This window comes from Pseudonocardia kunmingensis (assembly GCF_006716445.1).
GTDB lineage: Bacteria > Actinomycetota > Actinomycetes > Mycobacteriales > Pseudonocardiaceae > Pseudonocardia > Pseudonocardia kunmingensis.
Genome location: NZ_VFPA01000010.1, coordinates 49,281 through 67,400 on the forward strand (window position 1 = coordinate 49,281; position 18,120 = coordinate 67,400).

Genomic DNA, 18,120 nt, shown 5'->3' on the forward strand with positions numbered 1-18,120 from the left:
GATCCGGACTCGTCGTGGTGGCCCTGTGCTTCCTGACGATCGTCTTCGACGGCTACGACCTGATCGTCTACGGCTCGGCAGTGCCGAGCCTGCTGGCCGAACCCGGGTGGAACATGGGCCCGGCGCAGGCCGGCGCCATCGGCAGCTACGCCCTGGCGGGCATGCTCATCGGCGCCCTGGGCGCCGGCGCGGTCACCGACGCGATCGGACGCCGCCGGATCATGCTGATCGGGATCACCTGGTTCTCGGTGCTGATGGTGGCCTGCGCCCTCGCGCCCAGCCCGGAGGCGCTGGGCCTGCTGCGGTTCCTGGCGGGTCTGGGCCTCGGCGGGGTCATCCCCTCGGCGATCGCGCTGACCGTGGAGTACGCCCCGCGCGGGCGGCGGCAGCTCTACAACGCGCTGATGTTCGCCGGCTACTCGGTCGGCGGGGTGCTCGCCGCGGTACTGGCACTGCTGCTCGCGGCCGACCACGGCTGGCGCCCGCTGATGGCCATCGGCGCGGCACCGCTGGTCGTGGTGCTGCCGCTGGCGTGGAGGTTCCTGCCGGAGTCGGTGGGCTACCTGCTGGCCAAGGGACGTGACGACGAGGCGTGGGAGCTCGCCGGACGCTACGGGGTCGACCTGCAGGCGCTGCGCGCGGAGCGGGCCGCCGCCACCGGCACCGCGGGCCCGCGGGCCCTGTTCCGCCGCGGCACGCTCGCCGCCACGCTGCTGTTCGGTGCCGCGAGCTTCTGCGGGCTGCTGCTGGTCTACGGCCTGAACACCTGGTTGCCGCAGATCATGCGCGAGGCGGGCTACCCGCTCGGCTCGGCCCTGACGTTCCTGCTGGTGCTGAACCTCGGCGCCGTCGTCGGCACGATCTCCGCCTCGGTGCTCGCGGACCGGTTCGGGCCCAAGCCGGTCACCGCGGCCGCGTTCCTGCTCGCCACCGCCTGCCTGCTGGTGCTCAGCCAGCGGGTCGACACGTGGCTGCTGCTCGTGGCGGTGGCCGTCGCCGGCCTCGGCAGCGTCGGCACCCAGATCCTGGTCAACGGGTACGTGGCCGTGCACCACCCGGCCGCGGTCCGCGCGACGGCCCTCGGCTGGGCGCTCGGCGTCGGCCGGGCAGGTGCGATCGTCGGGCCGCTGTTCGGCGGCTGGGTCCTGGCGTCCGGTATCGGCATCGAGTGGAACTTCTACGGCTTCGCGGTGCCCGCGCTCGCCGGGGCGCTGCTCATCGCTCTCGTCCCGCGGCCGGGCGGGAACCCCTCACCCGTCCCGGCGTCCGACGGGTCGGCGGAATCGACGACGAAGGAGGAGGCGACGGCATGACCTCGACCGTCCCCGAGATCACCCCGCAGGAGCAGGAGCAGCTCGACGAGCTGTACGCGGCGTTCGACGCCGCGCACATGACGCCGCTGTGGACGCAGATCGGCGGCCTGATGCCGACCAGCCCGGTGCCGGACTCGGTGCCGATGCTGTGGCGCTGGTCCACCCTGCTGCCGCTGGCCGAGCGGGCCGGTGAGCTGGTGCCGGTGGGCCGGGGTGGGGAGCGCCGGGCGATCGCGCTGGCCAACCCGGGTCTGCCGGGCACGCCGTACACGACGTCGACGCTGTGGTGCGCGATCCAGTACCTCGGCCCCCGCGAGGAGGCACCGGCACACCGGCACACCCAGACCGCGTTCCGGTTCGTGGTCGAGGGCGAGGGCGTCTGGACCAACGTCGAGGGCGACCCGGTGGCGATGCGCCGCGGCGACCTGCTGCTCACCCCGGGGATGCACTTCCACGAGCACCACAACACGACCGACCACCCGATGGCCTGGATCGACGGCCTGGACATCCCGCTGGTCCGCACGATCGACGCCGGGTTCTTCGAGTTCGGCCCGGACGTGCTGGCCACGAAGGAGACACCGGCGTTCTCGCGCAACGAGCGGCTGTGGGGCCACCCGGGCCTGACGCCGGTCGGCGCGCCGGCCCCGAAGGCGTCCCCGCTGATGGCCTACCGGTGGGAACACACCGACGCCGCGCTGGCCGCACAGCTGGAGCTGGAGCGCGAGGGGCACCCGGGCGTCGTCGAGCCGGGGCACGCGGTCGTCCGGTTCACCAACCCCGCCACGGCGGGGGACTGCCTGTCGACGATGCGCTGCGAGATGCACCGGCTCCGCGCCGGGACCCACACGGCGCTCACCCGGAACGCGGGCTCCTCGGTGTGGCAGGTCTTCGAAGGTTCCGGCGTGGTCACCGTCGGCGACGAGCGCTACGAGGTCGGCACGGGAGACCTGTTCTGCGTGCCCTCGTGGGCCGGTCTGGCGTTCGACACCGACTCCGGCCTCGATGCCTTCCGCTACTCCGACGAGCCCGTCCTCGAGGCCCTCGGCCTGGCCCGTACCGCACGGGAGGACCGTTCGTGAAGCTCGCGACGATCCGCACCGCCACCGGGACCGCCGCCGTCCGCGTGGACGACGACGCCGCGGTCGAGCTCGGTGCCACCGACCTCGGGGAGTTCCTGGCGTGGCCGGACTGGGAGGCGGCGGCGCAGGACGCCGACGGGCCGCGGCACGAGGTGGCTGGGCTCGACTACGCCGCGCTGGTCCCGCGCCCGGAGAAGGTCTTCTGCGTCGGCCTGAACTACCGCACCCACATCCTGGAGATGGGCCGGGAGCTCCCCCGAACCCCGGCGCTGTTCGCGAAGTTCGCCCGCGCGCTGGTGGGGGCGTACGACGCGGTGGAGCTGCCGGCGGGCTCGCAGCAGGTCGACTGGGAGGCCGAGCTCGGCGTGGTGATCGGCGCCGAGGTCCGGCACGCCACCCCTGAGCAGGCCGGCGCGGCGATCGCCGGGTACACCGTGGTCAACGACGTCACGGCGCGGGACTTCCAGTACCGCTCGGTGCAGTGGCTGCAGGGCAAGACCTTCGAGCGCAGCACCCCGGTCGGGCCGTGGCTGGTGACCGACGCGCAGCCGGGCGAGATCTCGTGCGAGGTCGACGGCGACGTCGTCCAGGAGGCCGACACCGCCGATCTCGTGTTCTCACCGGTCGACCTGGTCGCCTACATCTCGCAGATCGTCACGCTGGTGCCCGGCGACATCATCGCCACGGGTACACCCGGTGGCGTCGGGCACGCGCGCACGCCCCCGCGCTACCTGACCGAGGGCTCGAAGCTGGTCACCCGCGTCGAGGGCGTGGGCGAGCTGCGGAACACCCTGGTGAAGGGGAACTGATGCGCGTCGCCGTCGCGGGGGGCGGCCCGGGTGGCCTGTTCTTCGCCACCCTGCTCCGGCGGGCCGACCCGTCGGTCGAGGTCACCGTGTTCGAGCGCAACCGCGCCGACGACACGTTCGGCTTCGGCGTGGTCTTCTCCGACCGCACCCTGGCCGGGATCCACGAGGCCGACCCGGTGCTGCGCCAGGCGCTGACCGAGCACGGCCGGCACTGGGACGAGATCGAGGTCCGGCTCAAGGGCGAGCGGATCCGCTGCGGCGGCAACGGCATGGCCGCGATCGTGCGCCGGACACTGCTCGCGCTGATGCAGGCCCGCGCCCGCGACGTCGGTGCCGAGCTGCGGTTCGGATGCGAGGTCACGCTCGACGACCTCGCGGGCTACGACCTGGTGGTCGCGGCCGACGGCACCGGCTCGAAGATCCGCGAGCGGCTGGACGCCGACCTGGACGTCGAGGTCGAGACAGCATCGGCGAAGTTCATCTGGTTCGGCACCGACTACCTGTTCGACGGCCTGACGTTCGTGCACGAGCGCAGCCCCGACGGCGTGTTCGCGGTGCACGGCTACCCCATCTCTGATGCAGTGTCGACCTTCATCGTGGAGACCGACGAGGCCTCGTGGCGGCGCGCCGGGCTCGACGAGTTCGACGTGACCCGCCCGCCCGGGGAGAGCGACCTGGTCTCGAAGGAGTACCTGGAGAAGCTGTTCGCCGACCAGATCGACGGCAAGAGGCTGCTGGTCAACAACTCCCGCTGGGGCAACTTCCGCACCCGCCGCACCCGCCGCTGGCACACCCTGGACCCGCGCCCGGTGGCACTGCTGGGCGATGCGGTGCACACCGCGCACTTCTCCGTCGGGTCGGGCACGAAGATGGCGATGGAGGACGCGGTCGCGCTGTCGCGCGCCCTGGCCGCGCATCCCGGTGACCTGCCCACCGCGCTCGCGGAGTACGAGGCGGCCGCTCAGCCGTCGGTGCGCAAGATCCAGGATTCGGCGCGGCCGAGCCTGGCCTGGTGGGAGCACTTCGGGCGCTACCACGACGAGTTCGAGCCCTGGCAGTTCGCCTACCATTTCCTCTCGCGGTCGATCACCGACTCCCGGCTCGCCCGGCGCGACCCCGACTTCGTCGCCGCCAGCCACCGCGGCTGGGTCGCGACCCACGGCGCCGAGCCCCTCGACACGCCGTTCACGCGCGGCGGCTGGTCCACCCCCGGGCGGCTGGTCGGCGTCTCGAGCGCCGGCGGGGTGCCGGCCCGGGTCGGTGACCTCCCGCTGTCCGACGGGCCGCAGCCCGGGCCGTGGGGCGCGCGCCTCGCCGCACCCGAGAGCGAGGACGGGCTGCCCGCCGTGTTCGCACACCTGAGCGAGCTCGCGGGCCTGCAGCCCGTCCTCGTCGCGGTGCACGGCGGCACTCCGCTGACCCGGACACTGGTGTGCGAGCAGGCGCGCATGCACGACCGGCTGCCCGCCCTGCTCGTCGACGCCGGCGACCGCGAGGGCCTGGCCGACCGCGCCCTGACGACGGTGCTCTCGGGCCGCGCCGACCTCGTGGGGGTCCCCGCATGACGAGCGCCCGCAGTCTGGATGCGCTGTTCGCGCCGAAGGGGATCGCCGTTGTCGGAGCCTCCCGCAACCCCGCCAAGCTGGGGTCCGCCCTGGCCCGGTCCCTCGGGGGCTTCGCCGCGAGGGGCGGGCACCTCGCGCTGGTCAACGGCCGCGACGACAGCATGCACCCGTCGATGCGGGACGCAGCCGACGCCGGTCCGGTGGACCTCGCCATGGTCTGCGTGCCGGCCGCGGCGTGCGCGGGCGTGCTGGCCGAGGCGGCCGGCGCCGGTGCCGGCGCCGCGGTCGTGTGCGGCGGCGGGTTCGCCGAAGCCGGTGGCTCGGGGGTGGGCTACCAGGAGGAGCTCGCAGCCGTGGTCGCCGAGACGGGGATCCGCCTGCTCGGCCCGAACACCAGCGGCTTCCTGGCCCCGCACGCCGGGGTCACCGCGAGCTTCGTCCCTGGCGTCGAGCAGGTCCGGCCCGGCCGGGTCGCCGTCGTCGCGGCCAGCGGTGGGGTGAACCATGCCCTGTCCTTCCTGCTCACCGAGGCCGGGCACGGCGTGAGCCTCGCGGTGGGCCTGGGCAACGCCGTCGACGTCTCCGCACCGGACGTGCTCGACCACCTCGCCGACGACCCGGAGACCGCTGCGGTCGCCCTGCACGTGGAGTCCGTCGCCGACGGGCCCCGGCTCGTCGACGCCGTGCGCCGGTTGTCGGCCCGCCGCCCGGTCGTCGCCCTGGTGGTCGGCCGCCACGACGTCGGGGCGTTCGCCGCCTCGCACACCGGTGCCCTGGCCACGTCCTGGCGCACCACCCGGGCCGCCCTCGCGCAGGCGGGAGCGGTGCTGGTGGACGACGAGCGCGAGCTGGTCGACGCCGTCGGCGCCCTCGCGGTCGCCCGGGCCCGGCCCACGCGCGACCCGGGCGTGGGTGTGGTCACCGCGCAGGCCGGGCCGGGTCTGCTGCTGCTCGACGACCTGCGCGGCAGGCGGGCGCGAGTCCCGGAGCTGGCCGGGGCCACGCGGGAGGTGCTGGCGACCCTGCTGCCCCCGCTGACCTTCCAGGCCAACCCGGTCGACACCGGCCGTCCCGGGCCCGAGCTGGGCCGGGTCTTCCACGCAGTCGCCTCCGACCCGCAGATCGACGTCGTCGCCGGCTACGCGCTGCACGAGCCCGACGCCGTCGACCTGATCGCCGCGGCCCGCGCGGGCCGGGTCCCGGACGTGCCCGTCGTGCTCGGGCTCGGCGGCACCGGGGACGCCGTCGTCCAGGGGCGACGCGACCTGCTCGCGGCCGGGATCGCCGTCGCCTCCGACCCGCGCGGCGTCGCCGCCGGGATCGGTGCCCTGCTCGCCGACGCGCGCGCGTGGGCCCGGCGGTCGGACGCCGTCGTGGCGCGCCAGGTACCGACGGGGATCGGCGGAGCGCACGACGAGGACCAGGCCAAGGGGCTGCTCGACCGGCTCGGGATCGTCACGGTCCCCCGCCGGGTGTGCGCGTCGCGGGCGGAGGCGCACGCCGCCCTGGCCGAGCTCGGCGGGCCGGTCGCGGTCAAGATCCTCGACGCCGCGGTCCTGCACAAGACCGAGGTCGGCGGCGTCCACCTCGGCATCGCCGATCCGGCGCAGCTCGACGCCGCCCTCGACCGGCTCGCCGCGATCGGCGCGGACCGGTACCTCGTGGAGCGGATGGCGCCCCCGGGGGTCGACCTCGTGCTCGGCGCCCGCCGCGACCCGGTGTTCGGGCCGATCCTGCTGCTGGGGCTCGGCGGCACCACGGCCGAGGCGCTGGCCGACGTCGCGATCCGGCTCGCGCCGCTCGCCCCGGGGGAGGCGGCCCGGATGCCGGCCGAGCTGGCCGGGCACACCCTGCTCGACGGCTGGCGCGGCGGCCCCGTCCTCGACCCCGCCGAGCTCGGCCGCGCCGCGTCCGCTCTCGGCGACCTGCTCGTCGCCAACCCCGGCCTCGACGAGATCGAGGTCAACCCGCTCCGGCTCACCCCCGACGGCCTCGTCGCCCTCGACGCCGTCGTCCTGTCCCGCGACCCCGAGGAGGCCGCCGATGCCCGCCCCGATCAATGACCACACGGTGCCCTGGCCCGCGGACGTCGCGGCCGACTACGTCGCGAAGGGCTACTGGGCGGGCGTCCCGCTCGGCGCGCTGCTGCGCGAGGTCGCCGACCGCCGGCCGGATGCCCCCGCCCTCGTCGACGCCGCCGCAGGCGTGCGGCTGACCCACGGCGAGCTCGCGGCGCGCGCCGACGCCGCGGCCGCCCGGCTGCTCGATCTCGGCATGAGCCCCGGCGACCGGATCGTGGTGCAGCTGGGCAACGGGTGGGAGTTCGTGGTGCTCACCCTCGCCTGCCTGCGCACCGGGATCGTGCCGGTCATGGCGCTGCCCGCGCACCGGCGGACCGAGCTCACGTACCTGGCCCAGCACGCCGAGGCCACCGCGATCGCCGTGCCGGACCGGCTGCGCGACTTCGACCACCAGGCGCTGGCGCACGAGCTGGCGGGCGAGGTCCGCGCGGTCACCGGCGGTCCGTGGCACGTCCTCGTGGCCGGCGACGACATCGGCCCGGGCAGCGTCGACCTGCGCGCGCTCTGCGGGACCGGCGACGACCCGCATGCCGACCGCGCCCGCCTCGACGCCGCCGCGCCCGGCAGCCGCGACGTCGCGGTCTTCCTGCTGTCGGGCGGGACGACGGGGCTGCCCAAGCTGATCGCCCGCACCCACGACGACTACGCCTACAACGCCCGCCGCAGCGCCGAGGTCGCCGGCGTCGACGCCGACACCTGCTACCTGGTGAGCCTGCCCGCCGGTCACAACTTCCCCTTGGCCTGTCCCGGCATCCTCGGCACGCTGCTGGCCGGCGGCCGCGTCGTCATGCTCCCCTCGCCGGAGCCGGTGCGGGCGTTCGCGACGATCGCCGCCGAGGGCGTCACCCACACCGCGGTCGTCCCGGCGGTGGCCGGGCGCTGGCTCGACCACGCCGCGGACGCCGGGGCGGCGCAGGTCGCGAGCCTGCGGGTGCTGCAGGTCGGCGGCGCGCGCCTGGCCGACGAGCTGGCCCGCAAGGTCTCGCCCGTGCTCGGTGCCACGCTGCAGCAGGTCTTCGGCATGGCCGAGGGACTGCTGAACTTCACCCGCCTCGACGACCCCGAGGACCTCGTCTGCACCACCCAGGGCCGCCCGATGTGCCCCGACGACGAGGTCCGCCTCGTCGACGAGCTCGACCGGGACGTCCCCGAGGGCGAGCCGGGGTCGCTGCTCACCCGCGGCCCGTACACCCCGCGGGGCTACTACAACGCGCCCGAGCAGAACGCGCGTGCCTTCACCGCTGAGGGCTGGTACCGCTCCGGCGACATCTGCCGGCGCACCCCGGAGGGCAACCTGGTCGTCGAGGGCCGGGACAAGGACATGATCAACCGCGGTGGGGAGAAGATCTCGGCCGAGGAGGTCGAGAACCTCGTCTACCAGCTGCCCGCCGTCGCCCAGGTGGCCGCGGTCGCCATGCCCGACCGGGAGCTGGGGGAGCGGGTCTGCCTCTACGTCGTGCCCCGGCCGGGCGCGACCGTGACGCTCGAGGAGATCCGGGCCTCGATGGAGGCGATCGGCGTGGCGCGGTTCACGCTGCCCGAGCACCTTGTCGTGGTCGACGAGCTCGCCTCCACGAAGGTCGGCAAGATCGACAAGAAGGCGCTCCGCGCCGACATCGCCGCGCGGCTGGCCGCCGCGTCCGCGTGAGCCGCCACGACCGGTTAGCCGTGGCGGATGCGGTAGCGCAGGTGCATGACGCGGTGGGTGTGCCTCTCCTCGTCCGGGGTGGTGAGCCTGCGCACCAGCTCCAGGTCGACCGCGCGGGCCGGTAGCCGGTCGAACAGCCGCCGCCCCTGGCCGAGCAGAACCGGCACGACGTGCAGCTCCAGCTCGTCGAGCTGCCCCGCCCGGAGCAGCGCCTGCGCCGCACCGGCCCCGTGGACCATGACGTCACCGTCGCCGGCGGCGGCGCGGGCCTGTGCGGCGCACTCGTCGACGTCGGTGACGTAGCGGACGCTGCCCGGCGGCGGGCCGGGGGGCGGCTCGCGGGTGAGGACGAGGATCGGGACGCCGTCGTGGTGGTCGCCGTTCCACCGGCCGGCCAGCTCGTAGGTCCGCCGCCCGGAGACGATCGCCCGGGTCGCCATCGCCTCGGCGTACACCAGGCCGCTCGGGCCGGGGTCGTCGCGCCGGTCGAGCCAGTTGAACAGCCGGAACCCGCCGGTGCCCAGCGGCGCCTCGGGTCGGTCGTCGGGGCCGGCGACGTAGCCGTCGAGCGAGATCGTCATGTCCAGCCGGATGGTCGCCATCGCTCAGGCCGCCCTTCGCACGCGGTAGCGCAGGTGCTGCACCGCCGGCCCGTCCAGGGCGCGGACCAGCTCGAGCTCCACCTGGTCGGGCGGCAGGTCCTCGAACAGCCGCCGGCCGCTGCCGAGCAGCACCGGAACCAGATGGATCTCCAGCTCGTCCAGCAGCCCCGCGCGCAGGCACTCCTGCGCGGCCGCGGCGCCGTGCAGCAGCACGTCGCGCCCGCCCGCCGCGTCCTTCGCCTGGGAGACGCAGGAGGCGATGTCGGCGACGTAGCGCGCGTGCCCGGGTGCCCGGCCGGTCAGCGTGCGGGTCAGCACGAGGATCGGGACGCCGTCGTGGTGGTCGCCCGACCAGCCGCCTGCGAGCTCGAAGGTGCGCCGCCCGCTGATCACCGCACCGGTGGCCATCAACTCGTCGAACACGAGTGCCCCGTTCGGGTCCGCGGGTCGGTACGAGCCCGGGTCCGCGCCGCCGTCGCCCAGCCACGCGTGCAGCCGCTCCCCGTCGACGCCGAGTCCCCGGTCCGGCCCGTCGTCGGGTCCGGCGATGAAGCCGTCGACCGACACGGACATGTCCAGCACGATCTTGCTCATCGGGCGTCCGATCCGGGAGTCGACGCGATCTCGATCGCGCTGGTCCGCGGCCTGGGGTGTGCGGTGGAGGTCATGGCGACAGCCTGCGAGATCGGGCCGCTGATCGGAACCCCGGCAGTTGGTGTCCTCCGCGTGCAGCCGGAGTGCAGTTGCTGGTAGCGGTGCTTCACGCTCGGGTGCGGTACTCCCGAGCCACCTCGACCAGCACCTGGTGCATGGCGAGCTCGGCGGCCGCGCGGACCCGGTCGTGCCGGTGGGCGAGCAGGATCCGCCGGGACGGGGCCGAACGCCCCAGCCCGACGACGCGGACGGCAGGGTGGGTGGTGGCCACCGCGGTGCGGGGGGCCAGCGCGACGCCCAGCCCGACGCTGACCATGGCCTGCGCCTCCTGGTAGTCGTTGGCGTGGAAGGCGATCCGCGGCGTGAAGCCCGCGGTGCGGCAGCTGCGTTCCAGGACCTCGGCCACCGGGTGGTCGTGGGCCCGGACGATCCAGTCCTCGTCCGCGAGTGCGGTCATGTCGACGACCCGGCGCCGGGCGAGCGGGTGGTCGGCCGCGACGACCAGCGCGGTCGGGTCGTCGAGCAGGTGGGTCAGGGCGAACCGGGCCGGGTCCAGGCGGTTCCACTCGTAGTCCCACAGCAGCGACATGCCGACCGTGCCGTCCTCGAGCACGCGCACCAGCTCGTCGAACCGGGCGCTGCGCACCGTGAGCCGGATCGCCGGGTGCGCCGCGCGGAACCTGCTCACGGCCAGCGGCAGCAGGGAGCTCGCGATCGTCGGGAACGTGCCCAGCTCGAGCACGCCCCTGCGCAGGCCCGCGATCTCGGCGAGGTCGGCCTCGGCCGCCGCGAGCTGCCGCACGACGCGCCGCGCGTGGTCGGCCAGCACCGCGCCGGCCTCGGTCGAGGTGACCCCGCGCGGCTGCCGGTGCAGCAGCGGCTGGCCGACCTCGGCCTCGAGCCGCCGCAGCTGCTGCGACACCGCGGACGGGGTGTAGTTCAGCTCCTCCGCGGCGGCCGTCATCGACCCCGTGTCGAGGACGGCGGCCAGCAGCGCCATGCGCCGGACGTCGAGCACGGAACCTCCTTCAGGTGTGAAGCATTGCTTCAGGGGACTGAAGCGACTCGTGATTGTGCTACAGCCCATCCGGTCTGCACAGTCCTGCCGCGGACGAGTGCGGAGGTGGCCGGTGCGGGAGATCGCGTCGACGTGGATGCGTGGCGGAACCAGCAAGTGCTGGGTGTTCGAGCGCGAGCGGCTGGAGGTACCGGGCCGCAGCGTGGACGACGTGCTGCTGCGCCTGTACGGCAGCCCCGACCCGCGCCAGGTCGACGGGGTGGGCGGTGCGACGTCGACGACGAGCAAGGCCGTGATCCTCGCGCCGTCCCGGCGGCCGGACGTGGATGTCGACTACACCTTCGCCCAGGTGGCCGTGGACGAGCAGCGGGTCGACTGGGGAAGCAACTGCGGGAACTGCTCGTCGGTGGTCGGCCTCTACGCGGTGCGCCGCGGCTGGGTGGCCCCGCACGGCGCCTCCACGTCGGTGCGGGTGCACAACACCAACACCGGCCAGCTCATCGTCCTGCAGGTCCCCACCCCCGGCGGGATCCTCGACGAGGACGGCAGCACCCGGATCCCCGGCGTGTTCTTCCCCGGCACCGCCGTGCGGATGTGGTTCGTCGATCCCGCGGGCCGCACCACCGGAGCGCTCCTGCCCACCGGTCGCGCGCTCGACGTGCTGGACGGAACGTCCGGACCCGTACCCGTCACCATGATCGACGCGGGTGCGCCGGTGCTCGTACTGGCCCCGGGCTCGGTCGGCCTCGACGGGCGGGAGTCCCCCGCCGAGATCGACGCGCGCCCCGACGTGCTCGCCGAGCTGGAGGCCCTGCGTCGGCAGGCCGCGGTGCGGATGGGACTGGCCGGCTCCGCCGCGGGCGCCGAGCGGGCCGTGCCCAAGGTCGCGCTCGTCGCGGCACCGCGCCCGGGGGAGGACGCCGACCTCGTGGTCCGCATGCTCTCGATGGGCCGTACGCACCCCGCGCTGGCCATCACCGGCAGTGTCGCCGTGACGATGGCCGCCGGTGCCGACGGCACGGTCGTCCCCCGCGTGCCGGGGCACGTCCTGCGGCTGCTCACGCCGGCCGGTGTCGTCGAGACCCGCACCCGGGAGATCGACGGCCGGCCCGCCGTCGGGGTGCTGCGCACCGCCCGCCGGCTGGCCGAGGCCACCCTGGCGCTGCCCGAGGCAGCCCCCGTCGTCGCAGCACCCGCCGTCGCGTCCACGGCCGCCATGCAGGATGTCCGGCACGACCACGAGGAGGTGGCACGGCGATGACGAGCACGCTCGACCTGACCGCGACCGAGGGGGCGCCCGCCGATCCACCGCCGCCCGCCCGCCGGACGGCGCTCGCCATCATGGCCGGGTTCCTGGCGCTGGCGCTCGTGGCGGCGGTGTTCGGCGGCGGCGTGCTGCACCGGCCCGCGGGCACCACCGACGGTGACTGGACGGGGGAGACCGTCGAGGTCGTCATCCCGCTCGCGGAAGGCGGCGGCACCGACACCTGGGGCCGCTTCGTGGGCCAGGGATTGACGAGGACGATCCCCGGCGCCCCCGGGTTCGCGCCGGTGAACGACGCGGGCGGGGAGGGCATCGTCGGCACCAACCGCTTCGTGGCCGGCGCCGACGCCGACGGCACCCAGGTCCTGGTCAGCACGGCCACCACCGTGGTCCCGTGGATCCTCGACCGCTCCGAGGTGGCCTACGACTTCGCGGAGCTCACCCCGGTGCTCGCCAACGGCACCGGCGCCGTCGTCTACGGCCGGACGGCCGCGGGCATCAGCGAGGCCGCCGACCTCGTCGGCCGCGACACCCCGTTGACCTTCGGCGGGATCAGCGCCACCGGCCTGGACCTCACCACCCTCGTCGCGTTCGACCTCATCGGCGCCGACATCGAGGCGATCTTCGGCTTCGAGGGCCGCGGCCCGGTGAACCTGGCCGTGCAGCGCGGCGAGATCGACCTCGACTACCAGACGACCTCGGCGTGGGGTCCCGCCGTCGCGCCGATGGTCGCCGACGGCAGTGCCGTGCCGCTCATGGCGCTGGGCCAGCTCGACGCCGACGGCCGGGTGGTGCGCGATCCGAACTTCCCGGACGTGCCGACGGTGGCCGAGGTCTACGAGCAGCTGCACGGCACGGCACCCGAGGGCGAGGTCTACGAGGCCTACCGCGGCCTGCTCGGCGCGACCTACACCTATCAGAAGGCGATGTGGGTGCCGGCGGACACGCCCGCCGAGGCGGTGGCCACGCTGCGGACCTCGGCCGACCGGCTGGGCACCGACCCGACCTTCCAGACGGAGGCCGACAAGGTGCTGGGCGGCTACCCGCTGGTGGCCGACGCCGACCTGGACGGCCGGGTGCGCGCCGCGTACACCGTCGACGACGACGCCCGCGCCTACGTGATCGCGCTCCTGCGCGACCGCTACGGCGTCGAGCTGGACTGAGGGAACCCGATGCTCGACTCCGCCCTGACGGCGCTGGCGTCCCTCGCGGACCCGTCGTTGCTGCTCATGCTCGTGGTCGGCGTGCTCGCCGGCCTGGTGATCGGACTGGTTCCCGGCCTCGGGGGCACCGGTGCGGTGGCGATCCTGCTGCCCGTCACGTTCGGGATGGAGCCGCCCCAGGCGCTCGCCCTGCTGATCGGCGCGCTCGCCGTCGTGCACACCTCCGACACCGTGGCCGCGGTGCTGCTCGGCGCGCCCGGCTCGGCGTCGGCGAGCGTCACGATGCTCGACGGGTACGCGATGGCCCGCAACGGGCAGGCGACGCGGGCCCTGTCGCTGTCGTTCCTGTCGTCGATGGCCGGCGGGATCCTCGGCGCGGTCGGGCTGACGCTGGCCATCCCGCTCGCGAGGCCGCTGGTGCTGTCGTTCGGCAGCCCCGAGCTGTTCATGCTCACCGTGCTCGGGGTCGCGCTGGCCGCGGGCCTGTCGCGCGGGAACGTGGCCAAGGGCCTGGTCGCGGGCCTGCTCGGGCTGCTGCTGGGCACCGTGGGCACCTCGCCGACCACCGCCGAGTACCGCTTCACCTTCGGCAGCCTGTTCCTCGGCGACGGCCTGTCGCTGGTGGCGGTGGCGCTGGGGGTGTTCGGGCTCGCCGAGATCGCGTCCCGGGCCGGGCAGCGGCGGCTGCCGACCGGCGGCGAGGTGCGGCTGAGCGGCGGCTACCGGTCCGGCGTGCGGGAATGGCTGACGCACTGGGCGCAGGTGCTCCGCGGTTCCCTGATCGGCATCTGGGCCGGTGTGCTGCCGGGCGTCGGCGCCACCGCGGGCACCTGGCTGGCGTACGGCCAGGCCGTCGCGACGGCGAAGGACAAGCGGAAGTTCGGCAAGGGCGACCCGCGCGGCATCGTCGGCCCGGAGAGCGCCAACAACTCCGTCGAGGCGGGTGACCTGATCCCGACGCTGCTGTTCGGCATCCCCGGCGGCGTGCCCGCCGCGATGCTGCTGGGCATGCTGCTGACCTACGGCATCCAGCCGGGGCCGGCGATCGTCACCGACCACCTCGACCTGCTGTACCTGATCATCTGGTCGTTCGCGATCGCGTCGGTGCTCGGCGCGCTGCTGTGCTTCCTGGGCACCCGGTGGCTGGCCCGGATCACGAAGGTCCCGTTCGCGGTGCTCGGTCCGGGGCTGGTCGTGGTCATGCTGCTGGGGGCCTACCAGGAGAGCGGCCAGATCGGTGACCTGTGGGTGATGATCGGGCTCGGTGCGCTGGGCTGGTTGTTCAAGGCCACCGGCTTCCCGCGCGCGCCGTTCCTCATCGGTTTCGTGCTCGCCGTGCCGCTGGAGCGCTACTACTTCCTCACCGACTCGGTGTACGAGGGCGCCGACTGGCTGGCCCGGCCGTGGGTGCTGGTGTTCCTCGCGGTGCTCGTGGCGCCGCTGGTGCTCGCCGTGGTCAAGCGGCTGCGCGCCCGCAGGCGGCTCGACGCCGACGACGGGCACCACCGGGCGCCGGTCGAGGAGGAGGGCGAGCTCGCGGGGTCGGTCTGGTCGCTCGTCACGGCGGCCGGGCTGCTCGGGGTGTTCGTCGTGGGGTGGATCGCGGCCGGGGAGTTCTCCGCCGACGCGCGGCTCGTACCGCGGCTGGTCTGCACCGCGGGGGCGGTCATGGCCGCGGTGCTGCTCGCCACCGAGGTCCGGCGCCTGCGCGGCCGTCCGGCCGATGCGGCCCCGCTGCCCGGCGTCACCTCGGAGGTACGCGTCGCGACCAGCACGTTCGCCTGGATGAGCGCCTTCCTCGCGCTCGTCGTCCTCGGTGGCTACCTCGCCGCCCTGCTGCTGTTCGTGCCCGCCTTCCTGCTCTGGGCGGCGCGCGTGCGGCCCCGCACGGTCATCGTCTACACGGTGGCCACGGGCGTGCTGATCGCGCTGCTGCCGTCCCTGCTGCCCGTCGACCTGCCGGTCGGGCTGCTCGCCTTCTGATCGCGACCTTCTGATCATGAGAGGAACCGGACATGAGCGTCGTCGTCGGCCACCACGCCAGCGAGGAGGGCCGCGCGGCCCTGCGGCACGCGCACCGGGAGGCCGGGCTGCGTGGCCGTCCGCTCGTCGTCGTCACCGGGCCCGGGCCGGTGCCCCCGGATGCCGGGATCCCCGCGACCGCGGACGTCATCGAGATCGACATGCCGGACCCGGCGGACCGCGTGCTGCGGGCCGCGCAGGACCGCGACGCCGACCTGCTCGTCGTCGGCACGCGCCACCGCAGCGCGGTGGGCAAGTTCCTGCTCGGCAGCACCGCGCAGCGCATCCTCCTGGAGGCCGCCTGCCCGGTCCTGGTGGTCAAGGCCGATCCGAGCTGACGCCGGTACCCGCCCCGCCGTCGTGATCAGCGCAGCTCCACGTTCGAGCGGACCCCGCCTCCGTCAGCGGTGGTCGAGCGCGGTGATCAGGGCGATCAGCTGCGTCCGGAACCGCTCGTAGTCGTCCACCGCGCCGAGCAGCACCTCGGACTCCCGCTCGGCCCGGCGTGCCTCGCCGAGCGCGTCGCGCCCGCCCGGGGTGATGGCGACGACGAGCCGGCGCCGGTCCCGCTCGTCGGGGCGGACGGTGACGTGCCCGGTCCGGCGCATCCGCTCGACGGTGCGGCTCATGGTCTGCTCGGTGACCCGACAGAGTGCGGCCAGCGGGCGCTGGGCCAATGGCGTCTCCGCGAGGTGGTGCAGCGCGATCAGGCCGGCGTGGGTGAGCCCGAGACCGGCGAGGAACTCGTCGAACCGGTGCTCGACCGCGCGGGCGGCCACCGAGAGCAGGCGCCCGGTGGGCCACGACGCCACATCGGCGCCGACGTCGGCAGGGCGCTGCGCGATCACCTGCTCGTCGCCCTCGGCCACGGCGCCAGGATGCCATGGCGCAGGTGTCGGCTCGGGCAGCGGTTGACGCGCCGCCGTGGCCGGACCGCGGACGCCGTCCGTGCGGGCGCCACCACGACAGCCCGTCCCTGCGGGCGCGTCTCCGGCCGAACGGGCCGGCCGAGCCGGGAACGCACCTCGATCCCCCGGCCCGCGCCGGCCCGCCGTCCCCCCGTCGGCCGCGGCCGCCGCACGCGGGGGCAATCGCGTGTGGTGAGCCGGAACCGACAGCACTTCAGCGTGACGATCAGCGGATCCGTTACAGCCTGGGGGAGTGGCCGCACGGCCGGGGACCGCCGTCGCAGGGCGTCGGGCCCGCGTCAGGCCGGGTCGGTCGTACGCCCCTCGATCTCGCGCTTGATCGTCGCCAGGGTCTGTTCGAGTCCGGCGCGGATGCCGGGCCCGTCCGCGCGCTCGGTGTGCAGTCGGACGGTCACTTCGGAGCCGCTCTCGATCCCGGCGACCCTGTGCACGTCGGACAGGTAGCGGAACAACTCCTCGGGGTCCGCGGTGACGGTGGCCCTGTGTTCGTAGTCGCTGTCATGCGAGGTGAGGCTCGGGTGCGGGCTTGCGCCGGCAGCTCACGCGTGGCGTCCCCGCGACCGCCGCTCGCGGCGGGGATCAGGAGCTGAGGACGCAGTCGACGGCCGCGTAGAGGGTGTCGGTCTCGGACTGCAGGATCGAGTCCTCGGCGGGCAGCGCCCGCTCGAGGCCGAGCCCGTTGACGACGGTGAGCAGGAACCGTGCCCGCCGGGTGTTGTCGCCCTCGGCGAGCGCGCCTTCGTTGGTGAGGACCGTCAGCCAGTACTCGACGCGGCGGCGTCCCTCTCGTTCGATGGCGAGGTACGCCGCGCGCCCGTCGTCGGTCGGCTCCGGGGCGATGAACTCCTCGACGACCTTCCGCAGGTTCGCTCGTGCCTGTGCCCCCACGCCGCTGCCGGCGAGGACCTGCCGCAGGCAGTCGACCAACCGATCCCGGGCGGGCGCCGAGGTGTCGTGGATCCGGTCGTCGGGGACCACGAGGTCGTAGATGCGGGTGAGCACCTCGTCCTGGAGCTCGCGCTGGGTCGGGAAGTGGTACCTGAGCGAGCCCGTGCTCACCCCGGCTCGCGACGCGACCGCCCGCACGCTCAACCTCGTGCCCGGCTCCTCGCCGAACAGCTCCATGGCAGCCAGCAGGACCTTGTCCCGGCTGCTGAGGTTCTCCCTGTCCCGCTCCTCCATGCCCACCTCCGGTCGCATCCTACTAATACACCGTGTTAGTGTCGCGATCAGCGACTAATACAGTGTGTTAGAGAGTCGGGGGAAGCATGTTGCAGGAGTGGCGACGGCGGCGGGCCGCCGAGCGCGTGAAGCCGGGCGACGGGCGCCCCCTGAAGCGTTTCCGCTGGTGGCAGATGTTCTCCGGGCGCGCGCTGCTGCACCTCGAGCTGACGGGGGACGACGGTCGCCAGGTCCGGTACTCCGTCGATGTGCGGTACTGGGGCGACAAGGAGGACGGCGTCGTGCGGGCGCAGCTGTACCGCGCCGGCCGGCTCCACGCCTTGTCCAAGGTTCCCGCCTTCTTCCCGGTCGAGGGCGGCACGATCGAGGTGGCGACCACCGACTTCGGAGTCCGGCGCTGTCACCACGTCGGCGTCGACGGGGCCGAGCGCCAGCTCACCCCGGACCCCAGGTCCGGCGAGGGGCGCCGGGCCCGCTTCGAGCGCAACCACCCGGCGATGAGCCGACTGGTCGGCTTCGTCTCGGTGGTCGTGCTCATCGTCGGCGTGGGCCTCAACCTCCTGCAGCTCATCGAACCGATCTCGCGGATACCCCCGATCGCCGAGAACATCGGCGTCTTCGAGTCACCGGTCCACCTGCCGATCTGGCTCAACATCGCGCTCGGTCTCGGAGCTGCGCTGGCCAGCACCGAGCGCGCACTGCGGCTGCGTTACCACTGGCTGCTCGACGCGGGCGGGAACTGAGCCACGCCTCGGCCGCGGGGAATCGCGACACGACAGCTGATCGCGCTC

17 protein-coding genes are annotated in these 18,120 nt (G+C 74.4%); 11 read left to right on the forward strand and 6 right to left on the reverse strand.

What is annotated here, in order from left to right; translation table 11 throughout:
- Positions 1–14 precede the first annotated feature (14 nt).
- From FB558_RS42810 to FB558_RS42835, 6 genes are read left to right on the forward strand one after another with little or no spacing between them, the layout of a single operon-like run.
- Positions 15–1,313 carry an MFS transporter gene (locus tag FB558_RS42810; RefSeq protein WP_246107165.1) on the forward strand — a complete coding sequence of 433 codons (1,299 nt, stop codon included), beginning with the start codon at positions 15–17 and terminating at the stop codon, positions 1,311–1,313.
- Entirely contained in the window at positions 1,310–2,392 is a 1,083-nt protein-coding gene (locus FB558_RS42815; RefSeq protein WP_142065509.1) for a cupin domain-containing protein, read from the forward strand. The genes FB558_RS42810 and FB558_RS42815 overlap by 4 nt, the downstream gene beginning before the upstream one ends.
- The gene (locus FB558_RS42820) at positions 2,389–3,201 is read left to right on the forward strand and encodes a fumarylacetoacetate hydrolase family protein (RefSeq protein WP_142065511.1); all 813 of its coding nucleotides are present in this window, start codon (positions 2,389–2,391) and stop codon (positions 3,199–3,201) included. Before FB558_RS42815 ends, FB558_RS42820 begins: the two co-directional genes overlap by 4 nt.
- Positions 3,201–4,766 carry an FAD-dependent monooxygenase gene (locus FB558_RS42825; protein WP_142065513.1) on the forward strand — a complete coding sequence of 522 codons (1,566 nt, stop codon included), beginning with the start codon at positions 3,201–3,203 and terminating at the stop codon, positions 4,764–4,766. The genes FB558_RS42820 and FB558_RS42825 overlap by 1 nt, the downstream gene beginning before the upstream one ends.
- Positions 4,763–6,829 carry an acetate--CoA ligase family protein gene (locus FB558_RS42830; protein WP_142065515.1) on the forward strand — a complete coding sequence of 689 codons (2,067 nt, stop codon included), beginning with the start codon at positions 4,763–4,765 and terminating at the stop codon, positions 6,827–6,829. The genes FB558_RS42825 and FB558_RS42830 overlap by 4 nt, the downstream gene beginning before the upstream one ends.
- On the forward strand, positions 6,810–8,495 hold the full coding sequence (locus tag FB558_RS42835; protein ID WP_142065517.1) for a (2,3-dihydroxybenzoyl)adenylate synthase: 1,686 nt from the start codon (positions 6,810–6,812) through the stop codon (positions 8,493–8,495). Before FB558_RS42830 ends, FB558_RS42835 begins: the two co-directional genes overlap by 20 nt.
- A gap of 14 nt (positions 8,496–8,509) precedes the next feature.
- Here FB558_RS42835 and FB558_RS42840 read toward each other — a convergent pair whose 3' ends face one another.
- From FB558_RS42840 to FB558_RS42850, 3 genes are all read right to left on the reverse strand, one after another.
- The gene (locus tag FB558_RS42840) at positions 8,510–9,097 is read right to left on the reverse strand and encodes a dihydrofolate reductase family protein (protein ID WP_142065519.1); all 588 of its coding nucleotides are present in this window, start codon (positions 9,095–9,097) and stop codon (positions 8,510–8,512) included.
- 3 nt (positions 9,098–9,100) lie between these two features.
- Positions 9,101–9,691 carry a dihydrofolate reductase family protein gene (locus FB558_RS42845; protein WP_142065520.1) on the reverse strand — a complete coding sequence of 197 codons (591 nt, stop codon included), beginning with the start codon at positions 9,689–9,691 and terminating at the stop codon, positions 9,101–9,103.
- A gap of 166 nt (positions 9,692–9,857) precedes the next feature.
- Positions 9,858–10,769: a LysR family transcriptional regulator gene (locus FB558_RS42850; protein ID WP_142065522.1), complete on the reverse strand. Its 912-nt coding sequence runs from the start codon at positions 10,767–10,769 to the stop codon at positions 9,858–9,860.
- Between the two features lie 112 nt (positions 10,770–10,881).
- Between FB558_RS42850 and FB558_RS42855 the strand changes: the two genes are divergently transcribed.
- The 4 genes from FB558_RS42855 to FB558_RS42870 are packed head-to-tail and all read left to right on the forward strand — an operon-like array spanning position 10,882 to position 15,556.
- Positions 10,882–12,030 carry a PrpF domain-containing protein gene (locus tag FB558_RS42855; protein WP_211367266.1) on the forward strand — a complete coding sequence of 383 codons (1,149 nt, stop codon included), beginning with the start codon at positions 10,882–10,884 and terminating at the stop codon, positions 12,028–12,030.
- Entirely contained in the window at positions 12,027–13,196 is a 1,170-nt protein-coding gene (locus tag FB558_RS42860) for a Bug family tripartite tricarboxylate transporter substrate binding protein (protein ID WP_142065526.1), read from the forward strand. The genes FB558_RS42855 and FB558_RS42860 overlap by 4 nt, the downstream gene beginning before the upstream one ends.
- A gap of 9 nt (positions 13,197–13,205) precedes the next feature.
- A complete protein-coding gene (locus tag FB558_RS42865; protein ID WP_142065528.1) occupies positions 13,206–15,179 on the forward strand; it encodes a tripartite tricarboxylate transporter permease in 1,974 nt (657 codons plus the stop codon).
- A 32-nt stretch (positions 15,180–15,211) separates the two neighbouring features.
- Positions 15,212–15,556, forward strand: a complete 345-nt coding sequence (locus FB558_RS42870; RefSeq protein WP_142065530.1) for a universal stress protein — start codon at positions 15,212–15,214, stop codon at positions 15,554–15,556.
- A 63-nt stretch (positions 15,557–15,619) separates the two neighbouring features.
- On the opposite strand, the gene FB558_RS42875 is transcribed toward FB558_RS42870, so the two are convergent.
- The 3 genes from FB558_RS42875 to FB558_RS42880 all read right to left on the reverse strand — a co-directional run bounded on the left by FB558_RS42875 (position 15,620) and on the right by FB558_RS42880 (position 17,329).
- Complete coding sequence (locus FB558_RS42875; protein WP_246107166.1) at positions 15,620–16,087, reverse strand: MarR family winged helix-turn-helix transcriptional regulator; 468 nt, start codon at positions 16,085–16,087, stop codon at positions 15,620–15,622.
- Between the two features lie 338 nt (positions 16,088–16,425).
- Positions 16,426–16,599: a hypothetical protein gene (locus tag FB558_RS43740; RefSeq protein WP_170231842.1), complete on the reverse strand. Its 174-nt coding sequence runs from the start codon at positions 16,597–16,599 to the stop codon at positions 16,426–16,428.
- A gap of 127 nt (positions 16,600–16,726) precedes the next feature.
- On the reverse strand, positions 16,727–17,329 hold the full coding sequence (locus FB558_RS42880) for a TetR/AcrR family transcriptional regulator (protein WP_142065532.1): 603 nt from the start codon (positions 17,327–17,329) through the stop codon (positions 16,727–16,729).
- An 86-nt stretch (positions 17,330–17,415) separates the two neighbouring features.
- On the opposite strand from FB558_RS42880, the gene FB558_RS42885 reads away from it, so the two are divergent.
- Positions 17,416–18,072, forward strand: coding sequence for a hypothetical protein (locus FB558_RS42885; RefSeq protein ID WP_142065535.1), 657 nt, complete (start codon positions 17,416–17,418; stop codon positions 18,070–18,072).
- Positions 18,073–18,120: the final 48 nt, after the last annotated feature.